27 protein-coding genes are annotated in these 23,835 nt (G+C 42.3%); 15 read left to right on the forward strand and 12 right to left on the reverse strand.

The genetic code is table 11. The annotated features are described in order from the left end of the window. Window positions 1-16 precede the first annotated feature (16 nt). The 11 genes from NO992_RS06555 to NO992_RS06605 all read left to right on the forward strand — a co-directional run bounded on the left by NO992_RS06555 (window position 17) and on the right by NO992_RS06605 (window position 10,471). Complete coding sequence (locus NO992_RS06555) at window positions 17-1,426, forward strand: hypothetical protein (RefSeq protein ID WP_253104679.1); 1,410 nt, start codon at window positions 17-19, stop codon at window positions 1,424-1,426. A gap of 27 nt (window positions 1,427-1,453) precedes the next feature. Further along, the gene (locus NO992_RS06560; protein ID WP_371375349.1) at window positions 1,454-1,711 is read left to right on the forward strand and encodes a hypothetical protein; all 258 of its coding nucleotides are present in this window, start codon (window positions 1,454-1,456) and stop codon (window positions 1,709-1,711) included. 160 nt (window positions 1,712-1,871) lie between these two features. Further along, window positions 1,872-2,351: a DUF4157 domain-containing protein gene (locus NO992_RS06565; protein WP_254663579.1), complete on the forward strand. Its 480-nt coding sequence runs from the start codon at window positions 1,872-1,874 to the stop codon at window positions 2,349-2,351. A gap of 169 nt (window positions 2,352-2,520) precedes the next feature. Next, entirely contained in the window at window positions 2,521-3,372 is an 852-nt protein-coding gene (locus NO992_RS06570; RefSeq protein ID WP_371375352.1) for a hypothetical protein, read from the forward strand. A gap of 217 nt (window positions 3,373-3,589) precedes the next feature. After that, window positions 3,590-4,432 (forward strand): glycosyl hydrolase family 18 protein, encoded by an 843-nt coding sequence (locus tag NO992_RS06575; RefSeq protein ID WP_371375355.1) that lies wholly within the window; start codon window positions 3,590-3,592, stop codon window positions 4,430-4,432. A gap of 203 nt (window positions 4,433-4,635) precedes the next feature. Then, the gene (locus tag NO992_RS06580) at window positions 4,636-5,298 is read left to right on the forward strand and encodes a hypothetical protein (protein ID WP_017218634.1); all 663 of its coding nucleotides are present in this window, start codon (window positions 4,636-4,638) and stop codon (window positions 5,296-5,298) included. Between the two features lie 185 nt (window positions 5,299-5,483). After that, complete coding sequence (locus NO992_RS06585) at window positions 5,484-6,857, forward strand: ATP-binding protein (RefSeq protein ID WP_371375359.1); 1,374 nt, start codon at window positions 5,484-5,486, stop codon at window positions 6,855-6,857. A gap of 537 nt (window positions 6,858-7,394) precedes the next feature. Then, window positions 7,395-7,667 (forward strand): RebB family R body protein, encoded by a 273-nt coding sequence (locus NO992_RS06590; RefSeq protein WP_010371716.1) that lies wholly within the window; start codon window positions 7,395-7,397, stop codon window positions 7,665-7,667. Between the two features lie 56 nt (window positions 7,668-7,723). After that, entirely contained in the window at window positions 7,724-8,740 is a 1,017-nt protein-coding gene (locus NO992_RS06595) for a hypothetical protein (protein WP_371375362.1), read from the forward strand. 18 nt (window positions 8,741-8,758) lie between these two features. After that, complete coding sequence (locus tag NO992_RS06600; protein ID WP_010371723.1) at window positions 8,759-9,553, forward strand: hypothetical protein; 795 nt, start codon at window positions 8,759-8,761, stop codon at window positions 9,551-9,553. Between the two features lie 9 nt (window positions 9,554-9,562). Continuing rightward, window positions 9,563-10,471, forward strand: a complete 909-nt coding sequence (locus NO992_RS06605) for a hypothetical protein (protein WP_371375365.1) — start codon at window positions 9,563-9,565, stop codon at window positions 10,469-10,471. 119 nt (window positions 10,472-10,590) lie between these two features. On the opposite strand, the gene NO992_RS06610 is transcribed toward NO992_RS06605, so the two are convergent. Then, window positions 10,591-11,856, reverse strand: coding sequence for an amidohydrolase family protein (locus tag NO992_RS06610; RefSeq protein ID WP_371375368.1), 1,266 nt, complete (start codon window positions 11,854-11,856; stop codon window positions 10,591-10,593). A 90-nt stretch (window positions 11,857-11,946) separates the two neighbouring features. Further along, entirely contained in the window at window positions 11,947-13,692 is a 1,746-nt protein-coding gene (locus NO992_RS06615; RefSeq protein ID WP_371375371.1) for an MFS transporter, read from the reverse strand. 74 nt (window positions 13,693-13,766) lie between these two features. On the opposite strand from NO992_RS06615, the gene NO992_RS06620 reads away from it, so the two are divergent. Next, window positions 13,767-16,181: a hypothetical protein gene (locus NO992_RS06620; protein WP_371375374.1), complete on the forward strand. Its 2,415-nt coding sequence runs from the start codon at window positions 13,767-13,769 to the stop codon at window positions 16,179-16,181. 112 nt (window positions 16,182-16,293) lie between these two features. Here the strand turns inward: NO992_RS06620 and NO992_RS06625 are convergent, their stop codons facing one another. The 7 genes from NO992_RS06625 to NO992_RS06655 are packed head-to-tail and all read right to left on the reverse strand — an operon-like array spanning window position 16,294 to window position 19,995. Further along, window positions 16,294-16,827, reverse strand: coding sequence for a GrpB family protein (locus NO992_RS06625; RefSeq protein ID WP_010371739.1), 534 nt, complete (start codon window positions 16,825-16,827; stop codon window positions 16,294-16,296). 31 nt (window positions 16,828-16,858) lie between these two features. Next, window positions 16,859-17,407 carry an HPP family protein gene (locus tag NO992_RS06630; RefSeq protein WP_371375379.1) on the reverse strand — a complete coding sequence of 183 codons (549 nt, stop codon included), beginning with the start codon at window positions 17,405-17,407 and terminating at the stop codon, window positions 16,859-16,861. A gap of 31 nt (window positions 17,408-17,438) precedes the next feature. Then, window positions 17,439-17,834, reverse strand: coding sequence for an ACT domain-containing protein (locus tag NO992_RS06635; RefSeq protein WP_371375382.1), 396 nt, complete (start codon window positions 17,832-17,834; stop codon window positions 17,439-17,441). Then, on the reverse strand, window positions 17,831-18,268 hold the full coding sequence (locus tag NO992_RS06640) for a GFA family protein (RefSeq protein WP_371375385.1): 438 nt from the start codon (window positions 18,266-18,268) through the stop codon (window positions 17,831-17,833). Before NO992_RS06640 ends, NO992_RS06635 begins: the two co-directional genes overlap by 4 nt. 2 nt (window positions 18,269-18,270) lie before the next feature. Then, window positions 18,271-18,729 (reverse strand): YaiI/YqxD family protein, encoded by a 459-nt coding sequence (locus NO992_RS06645; protein WP_371375388.1) that lies wholly within the window; start codon window positions 18,727-18,729, stop codon window positions 18,271-18,273. 41 nt (window positions 18,730-18,770) lie between these two features. Then, window positions 18,771-19,211: a GNAT family N-acetyltransferase gene (locus NO992_RS06650; protein ID WP_371375391.1), complete on the reverse strand. Its 441-nt coding sequence runs from the start codon at window positions 19,209-19,211 to the stop codon at window positions 18,771-18,773. Beyond that, window positions 19,198-19,995 carry a PhzF family phenazine biosynthesis protein gene (locus tag NO992_RS06655; RefSeq protein WP_371375393.1) on the reverse strand — a complete coding sequence of 266 codons (798 nt, stop codon included), beginning with the start codon at window positions 19,993-19,995 and terminating at the stop codon, window positions 19,198-19,200. Before NO992_RS06655 ends, NO992_RS06650 begins: the two co-directional genes overlap by 14 nt. A gap of 146 nt (window positions 19,996-20,141) precedes the next feature. Here NO992_RS06655 and NO992_RS06660 point away from each other — a divergent pair, with 146 nt between their 5' ends. Next, entirely contained in the window at window positions 20,142-20,327 is a 186-nt protein-coding gene (locus tag NO992_RS06660; protein ID WP_010604566.1) for a hypothetical protein, read from the forward strand. A gap of 50 nt (window positions 20,328-20,377) precedes the next feature. Here the strand turns inward: NO992_RS06660 and NO992_RS06665 are convergent, their stop codons facing one another. The 3 genes from NO992_RS06665 to NO992_RS06675 all read right to left on the reverse strand — a co-directional run bounded on the left by NO992_RS06665 (window position 20,378) and on the right by NO992_RS06675 (window position 22,308). Further along, window positions 20,378-20,596, reverse strand: coding sequence for a DUF6500 family protein (locus NO992_RS06665; protein WP_010371761.1), 219 nt, complete (start codon window positions 20,594-20,596; stop codon window positions 20,378-20,380). A 118-nt stretch (window positions 20,597-20,714) separates the two neighbouring features. Beyond that, window positions 20,715-21,185, reverse strand: a complete 471-nt coding sequence (locus NO992_RS06670) for a DUF3291 domain-containing protein (protein WP_010371763.1) — start codon at window positions 21,183-21,185, stop codon at window positions 20,715-20,717. Window positions 21,186-21,300: 115 nt separating this feature from the next. After that, the gene (locus NO992_RS06675; protein WP_371375397.1) at window positions 21,301-22,308 is read right to left on the reverse strand and encodes a phytanoyl-CoA dioxygenase family protein; all 1,008 of its coding nucleotides are present in this window, start codon (window positions 22,306-22,308) and stop codon (window positions 21,301-21,303) included. A gap of 133 nt (window positions 22,309-22,441) precedes the next feature. Here NO992_RS06675 and NO992_RS06680 point away from each other — a divergent pair, with 133 nt between their 5' ends. Together NO992_RS06680 and NO992_RS06685 are read left to right on the forward strand one after the other, a co-directional pair. Then, window positions 22,442-22,903 carry a carboxymuconolactone decarboxylase family protein gene (locus tag NO992_RS06680; RefSeq protein WP_371375400.1) on the forward strand — a complete coding sequence of 154 codons (462 nt, stop codon included), beginning with the start codon at window positions 22,442-22,444 and terminating at the stop codon, window positions 22,901-22,903. Continuing rightward, window positions 22,881-23,630 carry a helix-turn-helix domain-containing protein gene (locus tag NO992_RS06685; RefSeq protein ID WP_371375403.1) on the forward strand — a complete coding sequence of 250 codons (750 nt, stop codon included), beginning with the start codon at window positions 22,881-22,883 and terminating at the stop codon, window positions 23,628-23,630. The genes NO992_RS06680 and NO992_RS06685 overlap by 23 nt, the downstream gene beginning before the upstream one ends. Window positions 23,631-23,835: the final 205 nt, after the last annotated feature.

Below are 23,835 nucleotides of genomic sequence, written 5' to 3' on the forward strand. Positions count from 1 at the left end.
AGGGAGCCTGACCACAATGATCCAGATAGATTGTAAACCTATAGCCTGGTTACCAGACGAAGACGTAAAAATTGCAGCAGCAAATAAACAGATGCAAGCACTCATGGCGCGCCTGGTAGACGCACCTAAATATCATACGCTGACAATTGAAGATAGAAAGCAGCTAGTAAGCGAGGGCTACGCTCCTGACTTAGTAGATAACCTAGTATTTATCACGCTCAGGCTGACAGGCTTAACAGAAGACTTGGTTAATGTGGGGTTTAACTATGCCGCTTTTGATACAGCGCTATTTGCATCCGATCATTTGAAAGCTCACTTGCAACAACTCAGTAATGGCTGCTGTGCCTATTGCGAAAGCTATTTATTAGCGACAAACTCCGGCGAAGTTGGCCACTTCAGGCCTGTTGAGTTACTGGAAAGACCGGTTTCAACACATTTAGACGTAGTGGCGACCTGCTCGCCGTACTTTTCATTGGCATATGATCAAAACAACCTACTTTTTGTCTGTAATGCTTGTCACGAGCAATATAAAGGTGGTCAATTTCCACTTGTTGGCGAACGTGCGCCACTGATTAATATCGACCAAGAGCAGCCCTTACTAGTCTGCCCTTACCTAGAAGACCCAAGACAATTTGTCCGCTTTGACCCTCAATCAGGTCGAGCCTATGCCTTTGATGTTTTGTCTACTTTTTTGATGGACAGCAAATCTATCAGTCAAAATGAAGCCGAGCAGCTTGTTTGGTCACAGCCCGAATTACTTCAAGAGTCACACGACTTGATGGAATCGCCTGCGTTTACGAGATGGCTTCAGTCCTTAGACAAGGATAGCGCAATACAATTAACCAAAGGTCAAACTACGATTGAAATACTTGGTTTAAACCGCCCAGAGCTGGTTATTTCACGTCTGAACGCAATTGGCCAATTACATTTTGCTTATGAACGCTTTAAGTTAAGTAAAAATGACGATTTGCCAGCCTTTATTGACTCACTCCCGCTTTTGCAATACCGAAGTTTGGCTATAGATGCACTACACACTTGGTATAATCAACAGAGTCCTCAAGCAACCGCAGACAATACCACGACTCCTCAAAACCAGCCATCCAGTTTGCCATTTCCAAACTGGTTTCGAGCGTCATTACGCTATTGCGTGGAAGAGTCTAACCTTGCGGATAACCACAAACGAAACTTAGTTTTCCTTTCCGCCAACGATAGACTCTACGGTCAAAAGGCCAAAGAAAGATGTGTATTTCTGCCAGTAAACTGGAAACAGGACAAGCATAAGCTCATCAAAGTGCGCTCCCAACGCAATATTTGGGAAACTTCTTTATCTGAACTAGCTGACTCGCGGCCGCTAGAGCTCATCAATTTGTTTACTCATAACGATGTTTGGGTTGAAGGCCCATTCGAAGCACTACACAGTGCATAATTTAACCATTAGTAAGGATATTCCATCATGACCACTCAAAATGAACAATCGGTTCTCAGTGCAGAACAACAAGCAATGCAAGCAGTATCACAAGCTGAGGTCGCCACGGCAGCTCAGTCCACAGGCCATGCTACGGCAACGCCTTCTGAGGCTGAAAATGTCGCTAACAACGCCGTCGTCGCAGCAGATCAGAGTGTCTATCAGCAAGCGTTTGATGCACCTGCCACCTCAACCCCAGATGAAGCAGAGCAACAAGCAACCCGAGCAGTTGAAGCTACCGAATAAATGTCACAAATACCCGGCTCAGTCGGGTATTTTTCATGAATACCTCCTTTCAGTTTGCAGTAACCTTACGAATAAATACCAACGACTCCAGACTTTTTACCAATCGTTACCGCTATACCATGCCTATAGTAAAAGTATCCAGCAAGCACGAAACAACACGATGACATTTTATCAACTCACGACCAAACAGCGCCACATTACCGGAACGGTAAAGCAGAACCCCGCACGTCAGCGAAGAGCAAAAAACGTTCCTCTTCAGAGCTGCGCTTTACCAATACGCCTCAGACGTGGCATGGAAAAACTATCTGGTGTTAATTTGGCTAATGTGCGAGTGCACTACAACTCGTCAAAGCCTTCGCAAGTACAAGCTCATGCATATGCTCAGGGTAAGGATATTTACTTGGCCCCAGGTCAAGAGAAACACCTTCCCCACGAGCTTGGTCATGTTGTTCAACAAGCGCTGGGGATAGTAAAGCCCACCACAGAGGTAAATGGCATAGCTGTAAATGACGACCCAACTCTGGAGCAGCAAGCAACGGACTGGGGAAAATTGGCATTATATTTAGGTGAGCAGATGAAAAAATGTAGGGACGATTTTCCGGTAAACATAAAAGTCAGCTCCCTTTCACTCCCAATTTAAAGTAAGGGATTAAAACTGACCTAAACCTATTTATTAAATTAGTGGGTTTATTTTAAATTCCATACTGAAAATAGGTAATTCGGCAAAACTCATTTTCAGAAAATCAGCTTTTATCTGGATTGAAAATTACCTCTCACAATCACAAATGAGAATCGGAGAAATTAGGCTCATGTATGCACAATTGAAAAAATCAAAAGGGCATAACGGTATATTAGATTGCAATTATACCGCCACAGAAAATAGTTCGTTAAAAAAGAGTAAGGAGAATTTAGATGCTAAAGCAGCTGCAGTGATCCAAAAAGTGGGGCTCTATGATTATCTCACTGGTAATCTAACTGAAGATGAGAAAGATGGGCTATATCTCCGTCGCTCAAGTTATAATCCGCTGAATTGGATAGCTCAAAACAAGAACGAAAACTTTGAACGAAATAATCAAGCTTATCACTCTACTTCTGTGCATGGTGCTCAAAACTCGCTACAAAATATCAGAAATAGACATTACGCAAATCCCGGAGGCCCCAGAGGTATGAGTGCAATGATGAACACTCTCACAGGTGCCGTAGGAAATATTAGAAGACAGCAACATAGCAGTCGCTTTGCATCCTCTAGCTGGGAAGCTCATGTAAGAAATGAAGCTAGAGAACAATTCAATACTGCAGCAAATGCAGTTGGTCTTAATGTAGTTTGGAATGATACCCCTCCTCCGTTTCGTGCTGTGATACCAGGTCTTAGCAGCTCAATGTTCTTCATTACCTACTCGAATCCAATCACTGGTAACTACGAAGTTGGCGTGACCTCCAATAGGCCAAACATTGGCGCTGAAAGGCGCTCTCAAGTAACAAATGTTGCTAAGGTAACAATTAACTATTATCAATTACCAGGAAATCGAGTATCTGCATGGATAGGTCAAATGTTCCCAGTGCCTATAGCCACTCATGCACATAACACCGGTCCGGTACAAGTTGCAAACTTCCACGGAACGGCTTGGAGCCTATCAGATCTTAGTCCAATAAATGATTGAGTAAAAAGGTCATTTTCAACATCACAGACAGTCGAAAAGGTTGGCGAACACTAGTTAACCTTTTCGACGCTCAGATCGATTCGCCTACCGTTTTCTAAAACGCTATGTCTAACGGCTTATCATCCAAATATGATCCATTACTGTAGCTGGACTAAGATAATAGTCTGCCAGTAATATTTCTCTCTTATTTTAGTACTCTCATATATAAGGAACAATGATGTCTAAAACCATTACCTACTATAATTCAGGTGCTATTCCTTTGGCCAATGCCGGTGAGCTTCCTTACGATGTAGTAAACTTGGCGTTTTTATCTTCAGCTTCAAACAATCCGTTTAAGCTAATTTTAAGCGGTGCAATTGCTGCTACAGAGACCAGCTTCACAGCCCATACGGTAGAATCGATACAAACCATGCAGCAAAATGGGCAAAGAGTATTGATCTCATTTGGTGGTGGCGATATGGATCACAACGTATATTACTCGTTATCTCAAGATCCAGACAGGCTGGCTGATTCCTTGGCGGACTTTGTTAAAAATAACCATCTGGACGGCATTGATATCGATTATGAAGATAGTGCTGCATTTATCGCGAATGCAAGTTATGACGGCGTACAGTTTCTCGTATCATTAACACAGGCTCTCAGAAAACAACTGCCCTCACCCCGCTACTGTATTTCCCACGCCCCGCAACCTCCTTACCTAGAGCATGGTGGTTACATGGCAGGTTATCTTAAAATAGTCGAACAAGTTGGAGAGGATATTGACTGGTTAAACGTTCAGTTTTACAACAATCCACCTTGGAGCGCATGCCCAGATCAAATCGTTAGTTCCTATATGGACTATATCAAGCTACCGAATATGTCTGCGAAGAAAATTATTGCAGGATTCCCAGTGACAGCACACGATGCTGGCTCTGGATACATGCCGGCAGGGACTATTATTCAAGCGATTATTGACCCCATTCAAAACACCACTGAACTGGGTGGTATTATGAACTGGCAGTTTTCAAGTGACGCAAATGGCGATTGGATTAAAACCATCAAAAATGCACTTAAAAACTGAATATTGCTTCTATTCTTTGGCCGCCTTTGTCGGCCTATCTTCCTACATTCACCCCAATAAAAGCGATAAAGTAAAATATACCAACTGAAAAATAACTTTTACCAAGTTGGTAAAACCAGCCTCTCTTATAGTTAATTCAACCAATTTATCTATTTGGTTGCTTTCACCCTGAATTAATTAAACGCATTAAGTGAGACTAGATTATGAACGCCAAAAAACCTTTAGGTTCAAAAGACGATCCAAGTTATGTCAGAGTAACGAATATGCCAGATCCCAATCTGGCCTACTCCAGTGTTGCCCACCCAGGTGCAAAAGGCTTTATTTATAACGGTACCATGAAGCCAAGTGTCGCAGACAAATATAAAGGCGAAGGTTATAGCTTTTGTATGCGCAACCTTAACACACAAGACAATGAGTGGGATGTTGCGCTAACGGCTCAAGAAACCGACAGAATTACGGGCACCAGTGACAAGCACGGATACGCGCTGGCATTGATGCCGATGTTTATCCTGAACGTGTCTTCTATCAATAACACCAATAACAATCCTCTTGATATAGCTAACAACGTTCTTGACCTGTTAAATAGCGCCTCTATTCCTATCGGTACGACAGTCTGGCTACAGCTAAAAGACAATGACAATGGTGCTAAATCTGACCAAATACAAGAAATTGAACACTATATATTTCAATCAGGTTATTCAATAGGTATTTTAGGCGATGAGGTGCAGCTACAGCAGCAAACTAACGGCCGTGTACTTGAATCAACTTATACTCCATTTGAAGAATCAAATAGTGGAACCACAATACGCACAATTATGATTGGCGAAAACTCAGGTACTTACCCAATTTACTGGGCACTTCAATGATCTTTATGTAAAGACTGAGCAGGATAACCGATTCGCCTGCTCTTTTACGTAACCAACCACCTCTTAAATAAAAGAACCTGCAGCAATTAGTCTGTTATACCAACATAATCCCTAAAGTTGCCAATCAGATTCGCAGCCGCACAAACTACACTGTGGAACGCTTATTTAAAAAATAAGGAAGTAAAATGTGGCAATCTAACTTTGAGCCTTTAGCTCAAACTCCTTCCAAAGCGGCTTTAAATGCCAAAGACGTAGAACAAGAGTGCGACTGGCTGCAGCATACTATTCAATATCGTGTGTCACATTACTTTGGACAGTCACTTGACAATACTGAGCAAGAATTTCCACTGCCACCTACGCTAGATAACTCAGACTCTCAATTTGCGGACTTTATTACCCGCAGCAAGCCAAACCTGATTGAAAGATTATTAATTATTTTAGCATTTGTCCCGGTTATCAAAGCCCCTGTACTCGACATTTTCCTGTCAATCAACGAACAAACAAACCGCCCTTTCAGTGAGTTTGGTATACAAGAATCTCAAGGGCAGATATTCACAACGGGGATCACGGCGGCATTCATTCTTAACGGAAATAATCTCAACACGGAGTTTGATGTCCTTCAAACGCTCCACTCCAGCCAATTGCTTAACCTTCTGGTGGATAGTCATCGAGAATCTGAGGGTATATCACGATTAAACGTTCCGTTGGTTCTTAAACCCGAGTTTATACAAATGTTCACGACTGCAGAGCCATATCGGCCAGAAACAAGTCATCAATTTCCTGCAACTCAAGTAAACACAACACTTGAATGGGATGACGTAAAGCTACCAGATACCACTCGTCATCAGCTAAACGAAATTATTACTTGGGTTCAATATGGCAAGACATTACAAACGCAATGGAAAATTGGTAAACAGCTCCGCCCCGGTTACCGTGCACTGTTTTACGGCCCTCCTGGAACAGGAAAAACCCTAACGGCGAGCGTACTTGGAAAAATACTAGATAAATCAGTCTATAAAGTCGATTTATCGCTTATCACCTCAAAGTATATTGGAGAAACAGAGAAAAACCTTGAACAGCTGTTTAGCCTTGCAGAGCATCGTGACTGGATCCTTTTCTTTGATGAAGCGGACGCGCTTTTCACTAAGCGCTTAAAAACCAGTTCTTCTAACGATCAGTTTGCTAATCAAAATGTCGCCTATCTGCTGCAGCGTATTGAAAGCTTTAGCGGTGTGGTGATCTTAGCTTCAAACTATAAAGATAATATCGACGACGCGTTTTTTCGCCGATTTGAATCGATTGTCCAGTTTCAAGCGCCAAAGGCTGCACAACGACTAGAAATTTGGCAAAGCGGACTTTGCCACCAATCTAGCCTGTCAAGCAGCGTATGCTTAAACAGACTTGCAGAGCAATATCCACTAAGTGGAGCTGATATTATCAATGTATTACGATTTGTATCATTAAGATTACTCAGCGAAGCGCGCACAGAAATAACCATTACGGATATACGTGAGGGCATAAGTCGACTTTCTAACCACCAAACTCCACTTAGGTGGTGATCTCATCACACTCACACCTTTTACTTTTTCTAGACTGGTTGAACTCACAATTTGAAAACATCATAACTTCTACCAAGTTGGTAAAAGCGGCCCGCGATATAGTTAAAAATGCCAACTCAGTTGGAAATGTCAATTTATGCCCACTTTATCAATACGGTTTAGTCAGCAGGTGACTTAGCTAAGAGGCAAGTTCGCTGTGAATAAAAAGCTGACAACGAATAAAGTATTCCTTAGCTGATAAACGAGTTGTAATTTAAACCTGTTTGATGGACAGGCATAGCTAATGACTAACCCCATTGCGAGAAAAGTATGGAGCTCTCATGGTGGGGTTATTTTTACACCGGCAATACCAGCCTTAGCTCAATCGTACAGCCGCAATGCGTAAAAACAACCAAACACTGTTAAATATTACGCGCTTGAAAGTCGTCTAATCTACCACAAAAACAGTTAGTTAAACCAAAACATCTGTGACAGAGAGGGCTACATTATTCTTTAGTTATTAACGCTAAAAAGCAACTAACCATTAAGGAAAAAATCATGGCATTTCCAACTTCTGTAAACGATCAAATCACTGACTCAGTCACCCAAGCAAACGTAAAAGTACTAGGTGATGCTCCAGCAATGTCAATGGGTAACTTGTTCCAAGCAACTTCACAAGCGCTTGCAAACGCAGCTCATAATGCAACCACAGCTCAGCAGCAAATGGCTGTTACAGCTCAAGCTGCCACCACTATGGGTGTTACAACTCTCTATTCGATAGACACAGCAACTACAGGTATTGCAACGAAGAAGATCCTTGCAAGTAGTTAACACCAAAGTGAAGTGCTGTGCTCCATCAGCACTTCTTCATCAAAAAAGAGAATAATATGAGCGAATTACACCCTGAGGTCACCTCAGCAGATCCCGCAATTTGCAGTTCTAAAGAAACAGAAACACAAGATAGCAAAACTTGTGACTCAGACACTCTTGGCATAGCGCCGGTAGAGGCAAACGATGCTAGGCTACCGAGCGCCCAGCAAGACCTTGACTCATCCGAGCAAATGCAAGCGCAGGAAATTCAGCATCCTACTTCCGTGCAATGCGCTGCTTTTGACTACATTTATGCAGTGGGGCAAGTAGAAATAGTCTTTCCTAATGAGGGAATAAAAAAGCAATTTTTACAAGCCGCAATGGAGCTCGCAGTCGATGAAAGAGCCTATTACGAAGTTTTCACTAATAAATCATTGCCGATTGGCGATCCTAACAGAGACAAATATCTTTATCTTGCCGAGCAAGTTTCTTGGATTTTAGTCATTCAAAAACAGCTGAGTTACCACTTAACTCCCGCGACAAAAGTCGAGTTAGAAGCGCTAATTGAAGCGCTACAGCCACCTAAAGATACACTGGAGCTAGTGTATACCTGCGTCATTGGCCATTCTTCTAATAACCACGACTCCAATTTAGCTGAGATAGTTTGTCATCAGGTATATCATCAAACATTGTCAGAGCTGCATAATACAATTCAAAAAATTTCCAGTGCGGAAACCAATGCCATTCAAGATGTGATAAAAGCACTAGAAGTCGAACCAAATGCTGGCCGCGATGACTTTGATAGAGCTAAGAATTTTGTTGCATTTCGCTATCCAGATATCTACTTACAAACCCATAAAATGCGTCTTGGGTCTGCAACCGTGCCAAGTGCTTCTCTAACCGACATCACGTTTTCCCAATTTGACGCAGTGTCTGAACATAAGATTGTTGATATTACGCTAACCTATAAAGAAAACGCTTCTGCTAAACATCATTATTACTTTTGTCGTATCGACGTGAGTGGCTTGTATCCTTTTATCAATACAGAAATACAACAATTCCTCCCGCTGCTGAATACGATACCACTGGATTAATGCAAAGGAAGGATATAAATGAAGACCTCAATACACAATGATAAAACAGTGCCAATACAGTTTGCGCCTCATGACAATCATGATACATCTATTTATGCAATTGGTGTTATTCAACCAAGCTTTCCGACCTTAAACCTCGAAAAGCAATATGAAGCTGCTGCGTTGTCTATAAAGGCCAATCCCGAAGAGTTTTATAAAGTGTTCAACTATCGTGTAACCATGGACAGTCAACCTCAGTTGAGTTACAGGCCATTTTTATATTTAGCGCAACAAGCAACATGGGTTCTTACCATAAACCTGGTAGACACTTATATCCTTGAGCCAGATACACCGACACAACTGAATGCACTGATCAATACAACAGAACAACAAAATACTTATGTGGTTATTGGCGAGCTAACAGGCGAACATGCCGCACAGCACTACGATGACATTGCTTTGCCAACCGCCACGGTAAAGCATCTAGTTGCCGTTACCGATATCAAAGTCCCAATACTCAAAGATGGTAAACCAGCCAACCAACAGCTTGAGCTGCCCGCACTTAAGCCTACTATTGGGTTAACTAAAAAAGACAGAGCCAGTAACTATTTTTTGAGTCACTTCTATCAAATCGTCGTTGATAGCAGCCAACACTTATTGATTGATGATATTCAAGCTATTCAATTGCAACAGATACACTCTGAACCAATGCGCCACGTTGTTGAGTTTATTCTGTGTAGTTCAGATCGTAGCCGCTATGCCTGTAATATCGACGTAACCAACCACTATCCTTTTGTTTCATCCAGACTAGCGCCATTTGCGAAAAGTATTTAGGGAGGCTTCATGAACCAATCATTATCCACTCAACAAAATTTGCCACTTAGTCAGAGGTTGGCCAACGATGAAACAAACTCTGAACCTTCAGTCGTATTCACAAATTTTGTCTATGCCGTGGGTGTGATAAATGCCCAATTCCCGACCCTTAATCTAGAAAAAGAGCTATATCAAAATAGCTTAATGGGCAACCAAGAAACACAGCTTCCCATGTTGGAGAACGTCAATGACGACATTGCGCTACAAAGGCTCAACAGGAATAAACAACTTAATCAGGAGCTGTTTAAAGGCTTGAGTTTAGGTAAAAATCGTTACATAGCGCGCAGCATGAAATGGGTCTTGGACAATCGCTACATTGAGCAACTTTATACTTTACTCATTCCAACGGATGAACTGTTGGCTCAATGTATTACCGCACTGGATCGAACAATAAATGGTGAAACCGGACAAGTGGTAATTATCGGCGAAATGCACTCGCCAAATACAGTACTAGTTAGTGCCATTATTCCAGTGATGGTACTGCCATTTGGTGAGGTGTTACATGGCGTCAAGGCAAATAACGATCAGTTTCAAAACCTTGTTACTGAAATAACTTCGCTCAATATATCTAGAGGTAATAGTGACGCAGCACGCGCGTTAAACTATGTGCTATATAACAACCCAACTATATACCAACAGACATTTCACCTTTACTACCAAAGCAACCAAGATGGTCCTAATCCTAATGGTTATCAGCTGATCAATGTTGACGTCAACGTTAGCAACAGTGGAGATAGAGTTGCTGCAGATGTTATTTTTGTCTATCAAGGGATTAATACTGGCGCGACGCAGTTTTGGCGCAGTCGAGTAGATGTAACGGGTGAGTATCCATTTTCCGTGTCGAATTGGGAACAATATTTACCAAGCAACCACAGTTAACACGATAAAATGTGTAGTCTGTCTCAAAGCGTTGCCTGTCCACTTATTTTTATTATGATTACAACGATATATTGCAAAGCTGCGCAGTTCTTTGCAGAAGAACTGCGCAGAACGTTTGGCTATTGCTTTTCTACTTTGCCATCTTTCATCACAAAGATGACGTTTTCCATCACACTAATGTCTTTTAGTGGGTTGCCTTTAACCGCAATAATATCAGCAAGTTTCCCCACCTCAAGCGAGCCTAATTGTGTATTTTGCTTGAGTAACGTCGCCGAGTTAATAGTGGCAGCTTGTAAGGCTTGTAGCTCAGTCATGCCAAATTTCACCATGCGACTAAACTGCTTACCATTGTCACCGTGAGGATAAACGCCAGCATCAGAGCCAAACACCATATTCACGCCTGCTTTTACCGCTTTTGTAAAACTAGCACGCTGAGTTGCACCGACCTTACGTTCTTTATCCAAGCTTTCAGGCAAAATACCTGCCTTTTCGCCCTCACCAAGAATATATTCAGTATTGTAGATGTCCATAGAGAAGTACGTGCCTTTGTCTTTGGCTAGCTGAATGGCTTCATCATCAACAAAACTTACATGCTCTACTGAATTCACACCTGCTTTAATTGCAGACTTGATACCATCAGTACCGTGCGCGTGGGCAGCAACCGTTAAACCGCGTAAGTGCGCTTCGGTCACAATCGCCGTCATTTCCTCTTGAGAATATTGTTGAGCACCCACTTTAGTGCCTTTAGACAGTACGCCACCCGTTGCACAGAACTTGATTAAGTTAGCGCCATATTTAATATTTTCACGTACCTTTTGCCTTACTGCCCAAGGTCCATCAGCCACCCCTTCTGAAAATACTTTATGCTCATGGGTTAGGAGGTTGTTGTCACAATGGCCGCCAGTGATCCCAAGTGAAGGGCCTGCTGCGTTTACACGTGGGCCTGATACGTCACCATCAATAATGGCATCGCGCAGTGCGATGTCAGCATAGCCAGCAGCACCGAGGTTACGAACAGACGTAAAGCCCGCATCTAGTGTGCGCTTAGCGTTTCTAACACCAGTAATTGCCGCACGAGGTGCAGTGCGTTGCAACCTTTTGTAGCCATGAACATGTGCGTCTGAAGTTAGGTGAACATGCATATCAAATAGACCGGGTAATAATGTGTGGCCACTTAGGTCTATCACCTCTGCACCTTTTGGATAGGCTTTACGATTTGATTTTCCGACTGAGATAATTTTATTATCTTCAACGACCACAGTTGCAGGTGAGATAAGCTTGCCTGACACCACATCAATCGCAGAGTCAGCGTTTAAAACATACGTTTGCGCGTACACACTACTTGAAACAAAGAGTGCCGTACTCATCCATATTTTTTTATTCATGTTACTTCCTCATTTTTTGCTTGAGTCTAGAAAGAATATGGCTTGCAAACAAACCGATCGCGACCAATAACTGTTCCTATTTCAAAAAAACTATGTTTTTCTGTCTATTATCACTTTGTTAAACCAGAATAATGCAATGGCGGTTATAAGTGCGATAGCGGCAAATAGCCCCCACATTAACTCTGGTGCCGCCATTTCTTGCACCAACACTTTATAGCTCCAACCAGATAAAAATCCAGCAAACAAGAAGCCCAGCGCCATAGAAACAAAGTAGTATCCCATATACAACGCAGCTTGAGACTGAGGCGCGATACTCGCAACATACTCTTGGCTTTTAGGAGAGGCAAGCATTTCACCAAGCGCGATAAGCAATATGACAGTGACAATGAGCTGACCGCTTAACCAGTCGCTATCGCTAAGTAATGCGATATACGCAACCGCCATTACTAGTAAGCCTGTGACTAACACATAAAATGGTCTAAATCGCTGACAGAGAAAGCTCACCAAAATTTGTGCGATCACAATCGCTGCAAAGTCTAAATTAATAAGATACTCAGGATTAATTTGACGATATTGTACGAGTTGTTCAGCAAGGGCTTGAGCTTGCTGCTGTGAAAGTGCCTGTCCATTATCGTGAAGCGCATTTAGCGTTTGCATTATCAACTGTATTTGCTCATGTGGGACATTCACTTTGAGGTGAACCCATTCAAGCCTAATGGTTTCAATTGGTACCGCGCCGCTTTCCTTAAGCTCGTTGAACAGCGCAAAAATGGCAGCGGTTAACTTATCAATATCAACATGCGCTAAAAACGCGACGCCAGAATCGCCAAACCACGCCAATATATCTCGGGTATCTGCGTAATCACGGATATACACAGGTAAAGTATAAAAAAGCTGATTATAAACAGTCCAAAAGCCTGCAAGGATCAGCAAATATAACGCAAATGGCAGGTTGCTCACCTTCATCGGTTGTTGCCACCATGCTTTAGTCGGCGCTCGATTTGTAAGCACTCTGTCCCACACCCAGTTAGCCACTAGCCATATTGCAATCCAAGTAAACGCTTGACTGTAGTTAGCAAACCCGACTCCTGCTGACATCAATAGCGCCAGTGCGACAAACAGCGTAAGTGCTAAACGTGTATTACCCAGCACCGACTGCGCGGTTTTTAATACTTGAGTAAAAGATTGCTTGGTTTTAGGTAATGTTTGCGGATCTTTGTAAAATAACATCAAGGGAATAAAGTTTATGGCAATCCAAATCGCCGACATCATAAATACCGCATCCCAGCTTATGGCGCGCATATATCCCGCAACCAATGGGCCTAAAAACCCACCAATATTCACCATGGTATAAAAGATCCCAAATCCAAGGCCACGATTACCATCGTTTGTACTGTGGCTTACGGTGCCAACGACCACAGGTTTAAAGCAAGCGGCACCCAGGGCAACAAAGCTCAGCGCAGCAAAAAACGGCCAAAAACTCTGTGCCTGTCCCAATAAATAATAGCTTGGCGTCATGATCAAAAATGCAAAAAAGAACATCTTTTTATACCCAACGCGATCTCCTAGCGCACCAGTTACAACAGGCAAAAGATATAAAAAGAAGGGAATAATCCCCTGTACCGCGCCACGCTCTATATCAGTAAAGCCAATACCGCCTTGCGACTTCGGTGTTGTCATATAAATTGATGATACTGCGAAGAAGCCATACCAAGCGAGCCGCTCAAATATTTCCATGATATTCGCAATGTAAAAAGTTCGACCAAACCCAGAAGACGACTTTGACCAATTTGCCTCATTGAGATCTGGTTCACCCCACTGCTGCTGATTTTGCATAATGACAATACCTGTTATCTTTGTTATTTTATATTGCATACAATATACACAAATAACAACGAGAGAAAAGTATCATGTCATTATTTTATCTATTCCATACCTTTTATTGGCGAATACCCTCTATCCAAAAGCCCCGGCTAGTATTTGCTCCTCTAATTGCAATACTTGCGTTACTCAGCGGATGTAAAACTACGCGAAGCGATATTATCGCTATACCAAGCCCCGCTGATATGCGCTCGGAAGTAAGCGTTAATGGCCGAGTCAGCACGTTGAAACACATCGATATCCAACATATTGGTAAACAAATTCCGCTCACTTATAGCGATGGAAAAATAGCTAACTCGAGGGGATATGACTGGTGGGTGAGTAAACATTTCGCGTTAAAAAGTGACTTGCCTGAGGACAAAGTAAAACTCTATTTAGAATTACTAGAAATGTCTTATCCTCACTATGTTGAATTGTTTGGTATGGCGCCCGCTGCGATTGATAAAAAGAGAATTGCTGTCGTTTATGGCAGTTCACGCCAACGCACAAAAGAAGCCATGCTGGACGATGGCTTTTTGCGAGGCGTACATAAAACGGCTGGCGGCGAAACCATGTTTTATAACCGTGCAGGGTACAACTTTCCGAGTCATCGCCAGCATCACCAGCGCTACATCGTGATCCATGAAACCATGCATGCGTTTCATATGGCTCTGAACGGTCACTCAACTTGGGCACCTAATTGGATCACTGAGGGGATGGCAGATGCCATTGCAAGCCACGTATATGATCCAAATAAAAAGCAGTTAACTGTGATGGTTTTCGACCGTGCTCCAATGAACTATCTGCACTTGGGTTTACAGCAGTATCACCAAAATGGAAAGCCATCTTTCGAAGCAATCAACGATGATCCATCACTCAAACGCGGACTCAACTTTTTTATCGTGCATTTTTTATTGAGCGATCCTGAGCGATATCAATATTTTAAACGCTTTATCGGCAAATTAATGGACGCAAACCCTCACTCTGAAAACACCTTGCCAACTGCCAATGCACTCTTAAAACAGACCTTTCCCAATTGGCCTCAGCTTGAACAGCAGTTTGCAGCGTTTGTGCGCTCTGCCACGCCAAGTTTTTATATTGTCTATGGGCCTTGGGAGCAAAACGGTGCCACATATTGGCTCAGAAATACCGAAAGCAAAGCACTTAAGCGTCTCGACATTCATCCAAACTTTTCTTCTACACATGCCGTGATGGATTTTCCCGCATCAGATAAAACACCTCTAATCAACTCACTTGATGAGAATAGTGTTGCAGCACTAATCGACTTCGAGCCGGAGCAGATTAAACGTGGGGAAATTGGCTTTGCGTTAATCGCTGATTTAACAAGTCAAAGCTTAGATGCGCGTCTTGGACGCGCTAAAGTTGAAGAAGTTGACTTTAGTAAAGACAACTTGCTGCAATTTACCCTTCAAGAAGGAGTAAAGTTAACGGTCTCAAGCAATCAAGCTTTGTTCCCCGCAAAGTCTATCGCACTGCTGCCGCAATTACGCATGGATATCAAGCAGTATCATCAACTTGCGCTCACGCTTTCAAAGCAGGACGATGTGCTAGTTATTAAAATGAAAACACAACAGCATGAGCAACTGGCTAGATTACAATTGAACCAAATCGACATTTCAGCGCTTAGCTTGCAAAAAATCAGTCTTCTTGGCCGAAATAATAATCACAGAATAGCGCCCTACTTTGCCGCGCATGATTACTTGATCACGAATGAACAAACCACTAATCCCTGGCACTTTAAAGGTGCATCATTACTTCGCAGAGCCTTTAACACCTGTGTGGAATATAGTGCTCAGTTAAGTGACTGTATGACCTCACTTCGCGAAATATTTAGCAAACAGAAATCAAGGACAGTCACTGAAACTGAGAATAAAATCCTCAATCACTTGATGCAAAGTTGGCAATCAACACTTGGCGACAATGCGCTCTTTACGCTAAGTGGTATCAACACCCAAAGCTATTTTTCTGATGGAATGCACTATCTTTACGTCAACAACCCCGGTAAGCATGCTGTTGCGCTAAGTTACGGTAACTACAAAAAAATTCTAGCTTCAGGTGAACACCGTGTTCTATTGCCAAAACATACTTTTCAGAACTTGGTGATTAGTTGGAACGGACTAACACAACAAAAGCCTCTTCTAACGTCAGAGAAACCTTTTGATGGGGTAAAAATGGAAGTCACTGTTCGTGACAATATTACCATCACGCTAACCGGTCCCTATTCAGGTGCATCGAGTGGTATATTACGCGTCGATTTTACTCCATTTCAATCATTTCAAAATGAAGGTTCACTTTGGCAGCAGCCTGTTACTTTCTTACCTTATCAAACACAAGTAATTGAAGTAGATAAGTTACAAGGATTGAAAAATGGATTACTTGAGATCACGGGTGAGTTTGACGTTGATGGTGAACCGATTAGGCTGGTTAAAATAATCAATTTGTAGAAACAATTAATTGGAAGTCTGAAAAGCCAAATAAAGTAGAGCTGTTAGTGTTAGGTCATATCCATTGTCCTCACACTAACAGCTATAAAGATCTGATTTATGCGAACATAAGTTAACTAAAGTGGATGTCCTTCAAAGTGCGTTTTACAAATGGTGCTTTAGCTTTTCCATACTCATCTTGAGAAGCTATACCTTGCGCTATTACTAATTGCTTCTGAGTTTCATACTCCGCACGCGCGTCAGGATTACTGAGCATATAAGCTTTAAACTTTTCTTGCTTTATATGTTCTTCACTCCCTTTTTCAATGGCATGAGCATGCACTTGAAAAAGCTCACCTTGATACATCACCGCGATGTCTTTTCTCGGACGAGTATCAGGAAATGGATTATCGCTGTGCTGATCTTTAAAGCCTAAATTTTTAAGATGTTCAACGGCTTGTGTTAATTTCCCGGGTTTGTATAACACAGAGATATCTATAATCCCTTTGCCAGCAACCTTAAAAGAGCTTGAACCAAAGTGTAGAAATTCAAGTTCAGGGTGTGCTAATGCCACCATCACTTCTTCTGCCACTTCAACAAATATTTCACGCCATGGATTAAAGCTAGCTGGGACTAATTGGTAAGGGACGAATTCAATTTTTGACATGCCTGTCCTTTTAAATTTTTATATAAAATAGTTAGAACCAATAAACTGGGTAATGCCGTTTGGGGTTGCGCGACATATTGTTCACAGACAGCGCGACCAATAGCATCAGCAGAGCCCCCACCAACACGGGATAAAATGCATACATATATCCCAAGTTATGAACAGACTCACCACCAATAATGGCGATTAACGCGGTCGCTCCACCGGGTGGATGCAAGGTTCGAGTAAAGTGCATCAAAACAATTGAGAGCGATACCGCAAGCGGTGCTGCAAACAGACTCTCTTCTCCAAGCAAAATAAAAATGCTGACGCCGAGTAAAGCTGAAAAGAAATGCCCGCCCAGTAAATTCCTCGGTTGAGAGAACTCTGCCATAGGAGCGCCATAGAGTAAAACGGCAGTTGCACCAAAAGAGCCAATGAGCAATGCGCTGCCAACACCATATGGTAAAGCGAGGTTAGAAATCACCGTAATCAACAAGATCCCCACCATTGCACCAACCCATGACCAAAGGATTTTCTTAAGCGGTTTTCTCGGAGGACACACACCTTTGGAGGCCATTCTTTTAAAGTAAACTTTCATGCTTCCTAACAATCTTCGAGATTTATCAATGTCATTTTGCCAACGTTTGTATCGCGTGTACCGCCCGCTTAGCATCATTTACGGGTACGAAAATATGATCATGATAGAAGCCTGCAATTACATTCGCGCTAATATCAACATTTTTCAGTGCATTAGAAAATGCAGCAGTTAACCCCACGGCTTCTAAGCTCGAATGCACTTGCAAGGTAATTTTATTCATCACACAGCTGTAATCCAATCCATGTTCGTCTGCTATTTGCTTGGTGACTACCAGCGTTAACCCTTCGCGCTCCATAAAGGTCGCAATTGGATTGAAAATTACGCACTCAGCAAGGCTTTTTTGCACTGTACAAAATACATAAGGTGTTACATCAAGCGTCGGCGAAATGTCTTTTAATAACTGCGATAAATCGCTAATACCCGTCACAAATTACCTCCCGATGTAGTTGATAAGTCGCGGCTAGGCTCAAATGCATCGTAACGAGGAAGCGGCGCATCTAAGTCGTCCCAATTGGCTTTTGAAGAGACAAAATTATGTGATATTGGCCGCTCTTTGATATCCGAGTCCAAAATGCCAAGTCTTAACCTCACCCGCTTTGGATCGCTTTCATTCGAACTAAAAATTGGACTTGCACAATGTTTGCAAAAATGACGCTTTCTTCCAGGTTTAAACTCGAAGATGTTCAGTGCCTCTTCGCCACTTAGAATCACAAAATCACTCCACAGCACAAAGCCATTGGTCGCATAAGCCGTGCCTGTAGACTTGCGACACAAAGAGCAATGGCAGTGAATGATATCGCCGATTGGTCCACGGATCTCAACTCGAACCGCTTTACACAAACAACTCGCCTTGTAAGCCATACTTACCCCTTTGTGTTTCTGGTGATCCAAGTATCCAATTGATTGGCGAAATTTTGTTTATCAGCTTGAGACAAAGGTGGTGGCCCTTGAGTTTGTACGCCGCTGGCACGCATCGTGTCCATAAAGTCACGAATATTTAAGCGAGATTTTATGTTTTCTTTCGTCAGTAATTCACCGCGCGTATTAAGTGCAGTGCACTTTTTCTCAATGACTTCGTCTGCCAGTGGAATATCGCCGGTAATAACCAAATCACCCTCATTAACGCGCTTCACGATTTCGTTATCCGCAATATCAAATCCCTTTGGGACTTGAAGCTTTTGAATAAAAGGAGACGGAGGCGTTTTTAGATATTGATTTGCAACCAATGTAACCGTGGTAGAAGTACGCGCTGCAGCGCGAAACAGCATTTCTTTTATCACCACGGGACAGGCATCGGCATCTACCCATATTTGTTTTGCCATAACAACTCTTTTAAATTTAAATTGGCTAGAGAATACTAAATTTAGGGATTAGGTTCACGCCTAAAATGAAACTCGTGTTCATCGTCAGCAAACTGCACAAATCCCAACTTTTCGTATAAGCGCTTCGCGGGGTTCGCTTTAAGCACCGTCAATACCCAAGGCAACGTTGAGTTGGTTTCTATCAAGCTTTTAATGACTTGTGCACCGAGCCCCTTTCCTTGTTGCAGGGGCTCTATTTGCAGCTGAAAGAGGTAATAGTCATATTCGCGTTGCTTAAACTTAGCCAAGCCAACACACTTTTCATTTATATAAACCAAATGTGAGCTTGGGTATTCGTATAATACTCGGGCTTTATGCTCAGCCTCAGTCAAAAACAGTCCCGCATTTTCTAAGTGTGGCACCATGGTCGCTTTACGCAGTGCCAATAGGTAATCAAAGTCACTTTCTTTTGCCTGTATGAAGCGAATCTTATTCGTCCTCAATTTCGAACATCCCTTTTGCGTAAAGTACACCAAACCCAGATACGATGACATTTGTATCATTCACTTCGCAAAATAGCTCACCGCCACGCTTTGAAGCCTGATGTGCATGAAGTTTCTGTTTGTTGAGCGCCTTTGCCCAGTATGGCGCTAACCCGGCATGAATTGAACCGGTAACCGGATCTTCATCCCCCCCATTTGCAGGCCAAAAGTAACGCGACACAAAATCAACGTCATCGCCTTTTGCTGTTACCACAACATCAAAAGGCGCAAGGGTTTTCAGTTTATCGCTGTCGTACTCACAGCTGCGTACTTGCTGCTCGGTCTCAACAATCACAAAGTACGCTTGGCGATTTTTAAGTACCCGCGTCGGTATTACGTTAAGCCCTTCCAGCAGTGCATCGGGGGCTTCAGTTAACTCAGGGGCTAAGTTCGGAAATTCCATCACAATGCGACCATCAACCACTTGCTTAACAGTGAGTGTCCCAACTTCTTGGGTTTGAAATTTTATCTCTCCTGACTTTCCCTTGTGATTAAAAAGCACATACGCCGCGGCAAGCGTGGCATGACCACAAAAGTCAATTTCAGTAATTGGAGAAAACCACCGGATCTCATAATGATTGTTACCAATTGGCTTCAAAAAGGCGGTTTCGGAAAGGTTATTTTCGATGGCTATCAGCTGCATTAAGCCGTCGCTAAGCCAATTTTCAAGCTCAACGATTGCAGCGTTGTTACCACCGAAACGTTTACGCGTAAATGCGTCAACCACAAAATACTCAACTTGCATCTTTTACTCCTTTCAGAAACACCTAAAAACACAGTATAATTTACTGTAATTAGAAGCGAATACAACTTAAATAAACGTGTATTGAGGTTGATCTGTGTGGCCATGATACACGTAATTAAAATGAGTAGAACCAAGTCGAGGCTTATATGTTTACAGATGCTACCTTATCAATTTTATGTTTATATTCATTAGCAATGTTTGTCACTAGCCTGCTAATGATAGCGACAGCCCCTAAAACTGATGATGAGAAACGCAAACAAACCATCACTGAGTACACTATGTTTGCACTTGCATCTGTTGCCGTATTTTTTGTGTCGTTTTACACGCTGTAACTGCCAGTTGGGTCATCTCGGTTGATGGCCCATGATCATGTCCTTTGGGCCTACTTTCCACTTTCAACCATTGCTTTTATCTTTAACGCCTTTTCGAAGTGGTCTAGTTCGTGAGTTTGTATCCACCAAGTTGCCGCTTCCATAAGTAATGCAGGGTCCGTGTTTTTATTGGCAAAAAAAGCGTAAAATGATACGCCAACGTTATCCCCTTTTTGTGCGATTTTTTTATCACATACTTCTATTATCTTGCTTCTTAGTGCCGCGCGCATTTTTCGTTAAATCCATACATCATGATCTCCGGTAAGTGTATCACCAACATCATCGGTATTCACCACTCCACGCGGCTCTCCCCCTTAGGGTTGACTATCATTTCATCGATGCACACGATTAATCTTCTTCACAAGCTTCCCTCTCCCTTAGGTCTAGTTCGGTGAAACTATTTCTAAACGTAAAGGCATAAGCCGAATCTCCAAAGCGACGCAGGTAATCAAGCCTTTCTTTGGCCTCATCCAGTGTCGGGATATGGCCTTCTTCAACCCACCACAACACGTAGGTTTCCTGTTCAGCGCGGTGAAACCATTCCTTTTTTCGAGCCAAAAATTCCTTATGTGCGGTTTTAAACATAAAATCTTTGAGCGCTTGCTCCGACTGCCATACAGACATGTTGACGATAATATTTGGATCATCAAACGCCTTAATCTCTGTTGCATTACCGGTTTCATCTTTTAAGCGCCAAATAAAGCCAGGGCTTTGCTCTGCGAGTAAATTAATGCGGTCTAAACTTTCTACAAAGTATTGAATTTCTGGCGCATCCATTTGGTATTTAGCGGTGGCTATATTGAGTTGTGCTAATTGCATCGACGGCTTTTCCTTGTGGTGAGTTGCTACATTCTCCCAAACTTCACAATCATACTACTGTTTACTCGCCGCCAAGTTAAGACAAAAATTAACCAAATAGAGATTTTTTCACCTTCTACATTTCGGGGAATGGATGCATATTAATGTATTGCACTATACGAGGTGTGTTTGCTGTATTCGCGCTGCCACCATGGGGTAAAAACTGGTGCCAAATCACCATATCTCCGGCATTGGCTGCAATTGCTTTGGAACCTAGTTGATGTAAGTACTCGGTGTTTGGTATACATGGATCCCATGGAGCCGTTGCAAGCCATGACTCTAGCTTTGTATGAAATCCTGGTACAATAGTTGTTGCACCCTGTTTTTCTTCAGTGTCTGATAGATACAAAATCCCTTGCGTGCCAAACTTGAGTTGCTTAGAGAAATCTAAATCCCAATGTAGATCAGGACCCTGAAAGCTAGATTGCGCAGTTTCAGGCGGGTTGAAACCACACTGATCGGCTGAAACTATCAGTTGTTCGCTTTGCCATAACTGGCTAAAGGCCTTATGAATTCTCATTGAATTCCGATTGTCTTCCAGTGCTTTATGTTGTACCAAATGCACCATACTGCGACTCAATTTTTCGTGGTTAACCTTATACCAAGTCTTTGGATCTGCTAACTCAATCTCCAAATAGTTTTGGATGGCGTTTCTCGCATTAGCACAACCTTCAGCGCTCACTGCATTTTTAACGATGACATAGCCGTTGTCCTGCCAGCATTTCAGGTCATCCTCAGTGAGTACATTCGGCATATTCTGAACAGCAGCTATTTTCTCTTGATAACTGTCGGGGCAAGGCATATGACAGGTGACATGTTTTAACAATGCTATTTTTTCACTACTCGGCTGAGCAATTGTTACAATTGCATCAATAAAGCTATCGTAATCATGAGCATATTGAAACTGTAACTGATGTGCTTGAGATAGGCTAAGACCTAGTATATCGAAAGTCGTTTTATATAATTCGAACTCGACAGACTCTCCTTGTTGCTGTCTATTTGTGAAAGTGTTGTTGGCTTGAAGCCAGATTTTTTTGAGTATGGATAAATGATAAAGCGCTAAAGCAAGATTTACATCGCACATTATTTTACAACCATCCTTTAAAGTAGAGTTGTGTGTTCCCTCCTTAAAATTTTATTACAAAGACGTTTTTTTTCAATTTTTACCGCTTACACCTCATTACACTATACGTATCACTAAACATGAGGATTCAGAAATGAAAAGAGCAGACTACTTCAATCAGGCACCTGAGCTTATTCAGCACTTATTAGGACAAGAGGAATTATTAAAACAGCAGGCCCATGCAACTTTTGGAGTCACAATCTGGGAGCTCGTTAAACTAAGAGCATCACAAATCAATCAATGCGCTTTTTGTATTGCAATGCACACTAAACAGGCACTAGAGTATGGTGAAACCACTAATCGTATTATTGGATTAAGTGCATGGCAAGACATGCCGCTATACTCCAATAAAGAAAAACTGGCATTAGCGCTTTGTGAAAAGCTGACAAACGCACAAATGATTGACGACGCTTTTTATCAATCACTCAATGTAGAATTTGATGATAAAGCTTTGGCTACCTTAACTGTCGCTATTAATGCCATCAACAGCTGGAATCGGATCGTGAAAATGTTTAAGCCGAATGTAGAGTTCAATGAGCACAGAACTAACGCTTGAATTGGTAAACCCAACAGGTGAAATCGCTAACTATGTGCAAGCTATCTGGTTTGCACAATCACATAAGCGCGGAGAGACTTGGCTTCCAAGCGACGGGGCAACTGGGTTTATTTTCCCTCTTCGTGGGCTCGTTGGCTTCAACGACAATCAGCTCACAGCCCCCTTTTATCTACAACCAATTGCCATTCAGTCTAGCAAAGTCAGCTATTCTGAACAGGCATGTTTTTTCGGGATCCGCTTTAAACCCGCGGGACTGGCATTTCTGAAAACGCTGCAACACCCTATAGCAAATCCCAATAATATATTGCCCTTGTTGAACACGCTGCAAACTAGTGCCAGCCTGACTGCATTACTTCGACTACTACAGCCGATATTGAATATGCCAATTCCTCGACAGAATTCTATCCTACATACCCAAATACTCCTTGAGCATATTGTTTCAATGACCCCTTTAGAGCAAGCATATGCTCAAACTCCCATCGGAAAACGGCAATTAGAGAGACAAGTTAAAACACATTGTGGGATTACCCCTAAACATTTAGCTCGCATTTATAGAGTTCGATTGGCTAAACAAAAACTGAGAGAAACGCCTGACATTAACATCGCTCAACTCGCACTAGATTGCGGCTACGCTGATCAATCTCATCTTATTCGCGAGTTTAAAACTATCTTTCAGATCACACCGGCAAAATACACAAAGCAACTAAAAGCTGCAAACATCAATTAGTGAGGTTTTCCCCACCACCTGACTCGTTAAAGTAGCGGCTAATCCTGTCGCGATAACATGATTGACTCTTGATAGCGCCAACGCTAAGCGTTCAGTGCTATACGGTTTGAGCAAATAATTAACACAAATAATGACTGAATACGTTCATGGTACGCATTTAACGTCGAAAAGCACTCTGAATATTGCTGAATGGTCGCTTTTCAAT

Origin of the sequence: Pseudoalteromonas sp. DY56-GL79 (assembly GCF_041414765.1) — a bacterium.
Taxonomy (GTDB): Bacteria; Pseudomonadota; Gammaproteobacteria; order Enterobacterales; family Alteromonadaceae; genus Pseudoalteromonas; species Pseudoalteromonas piscicida.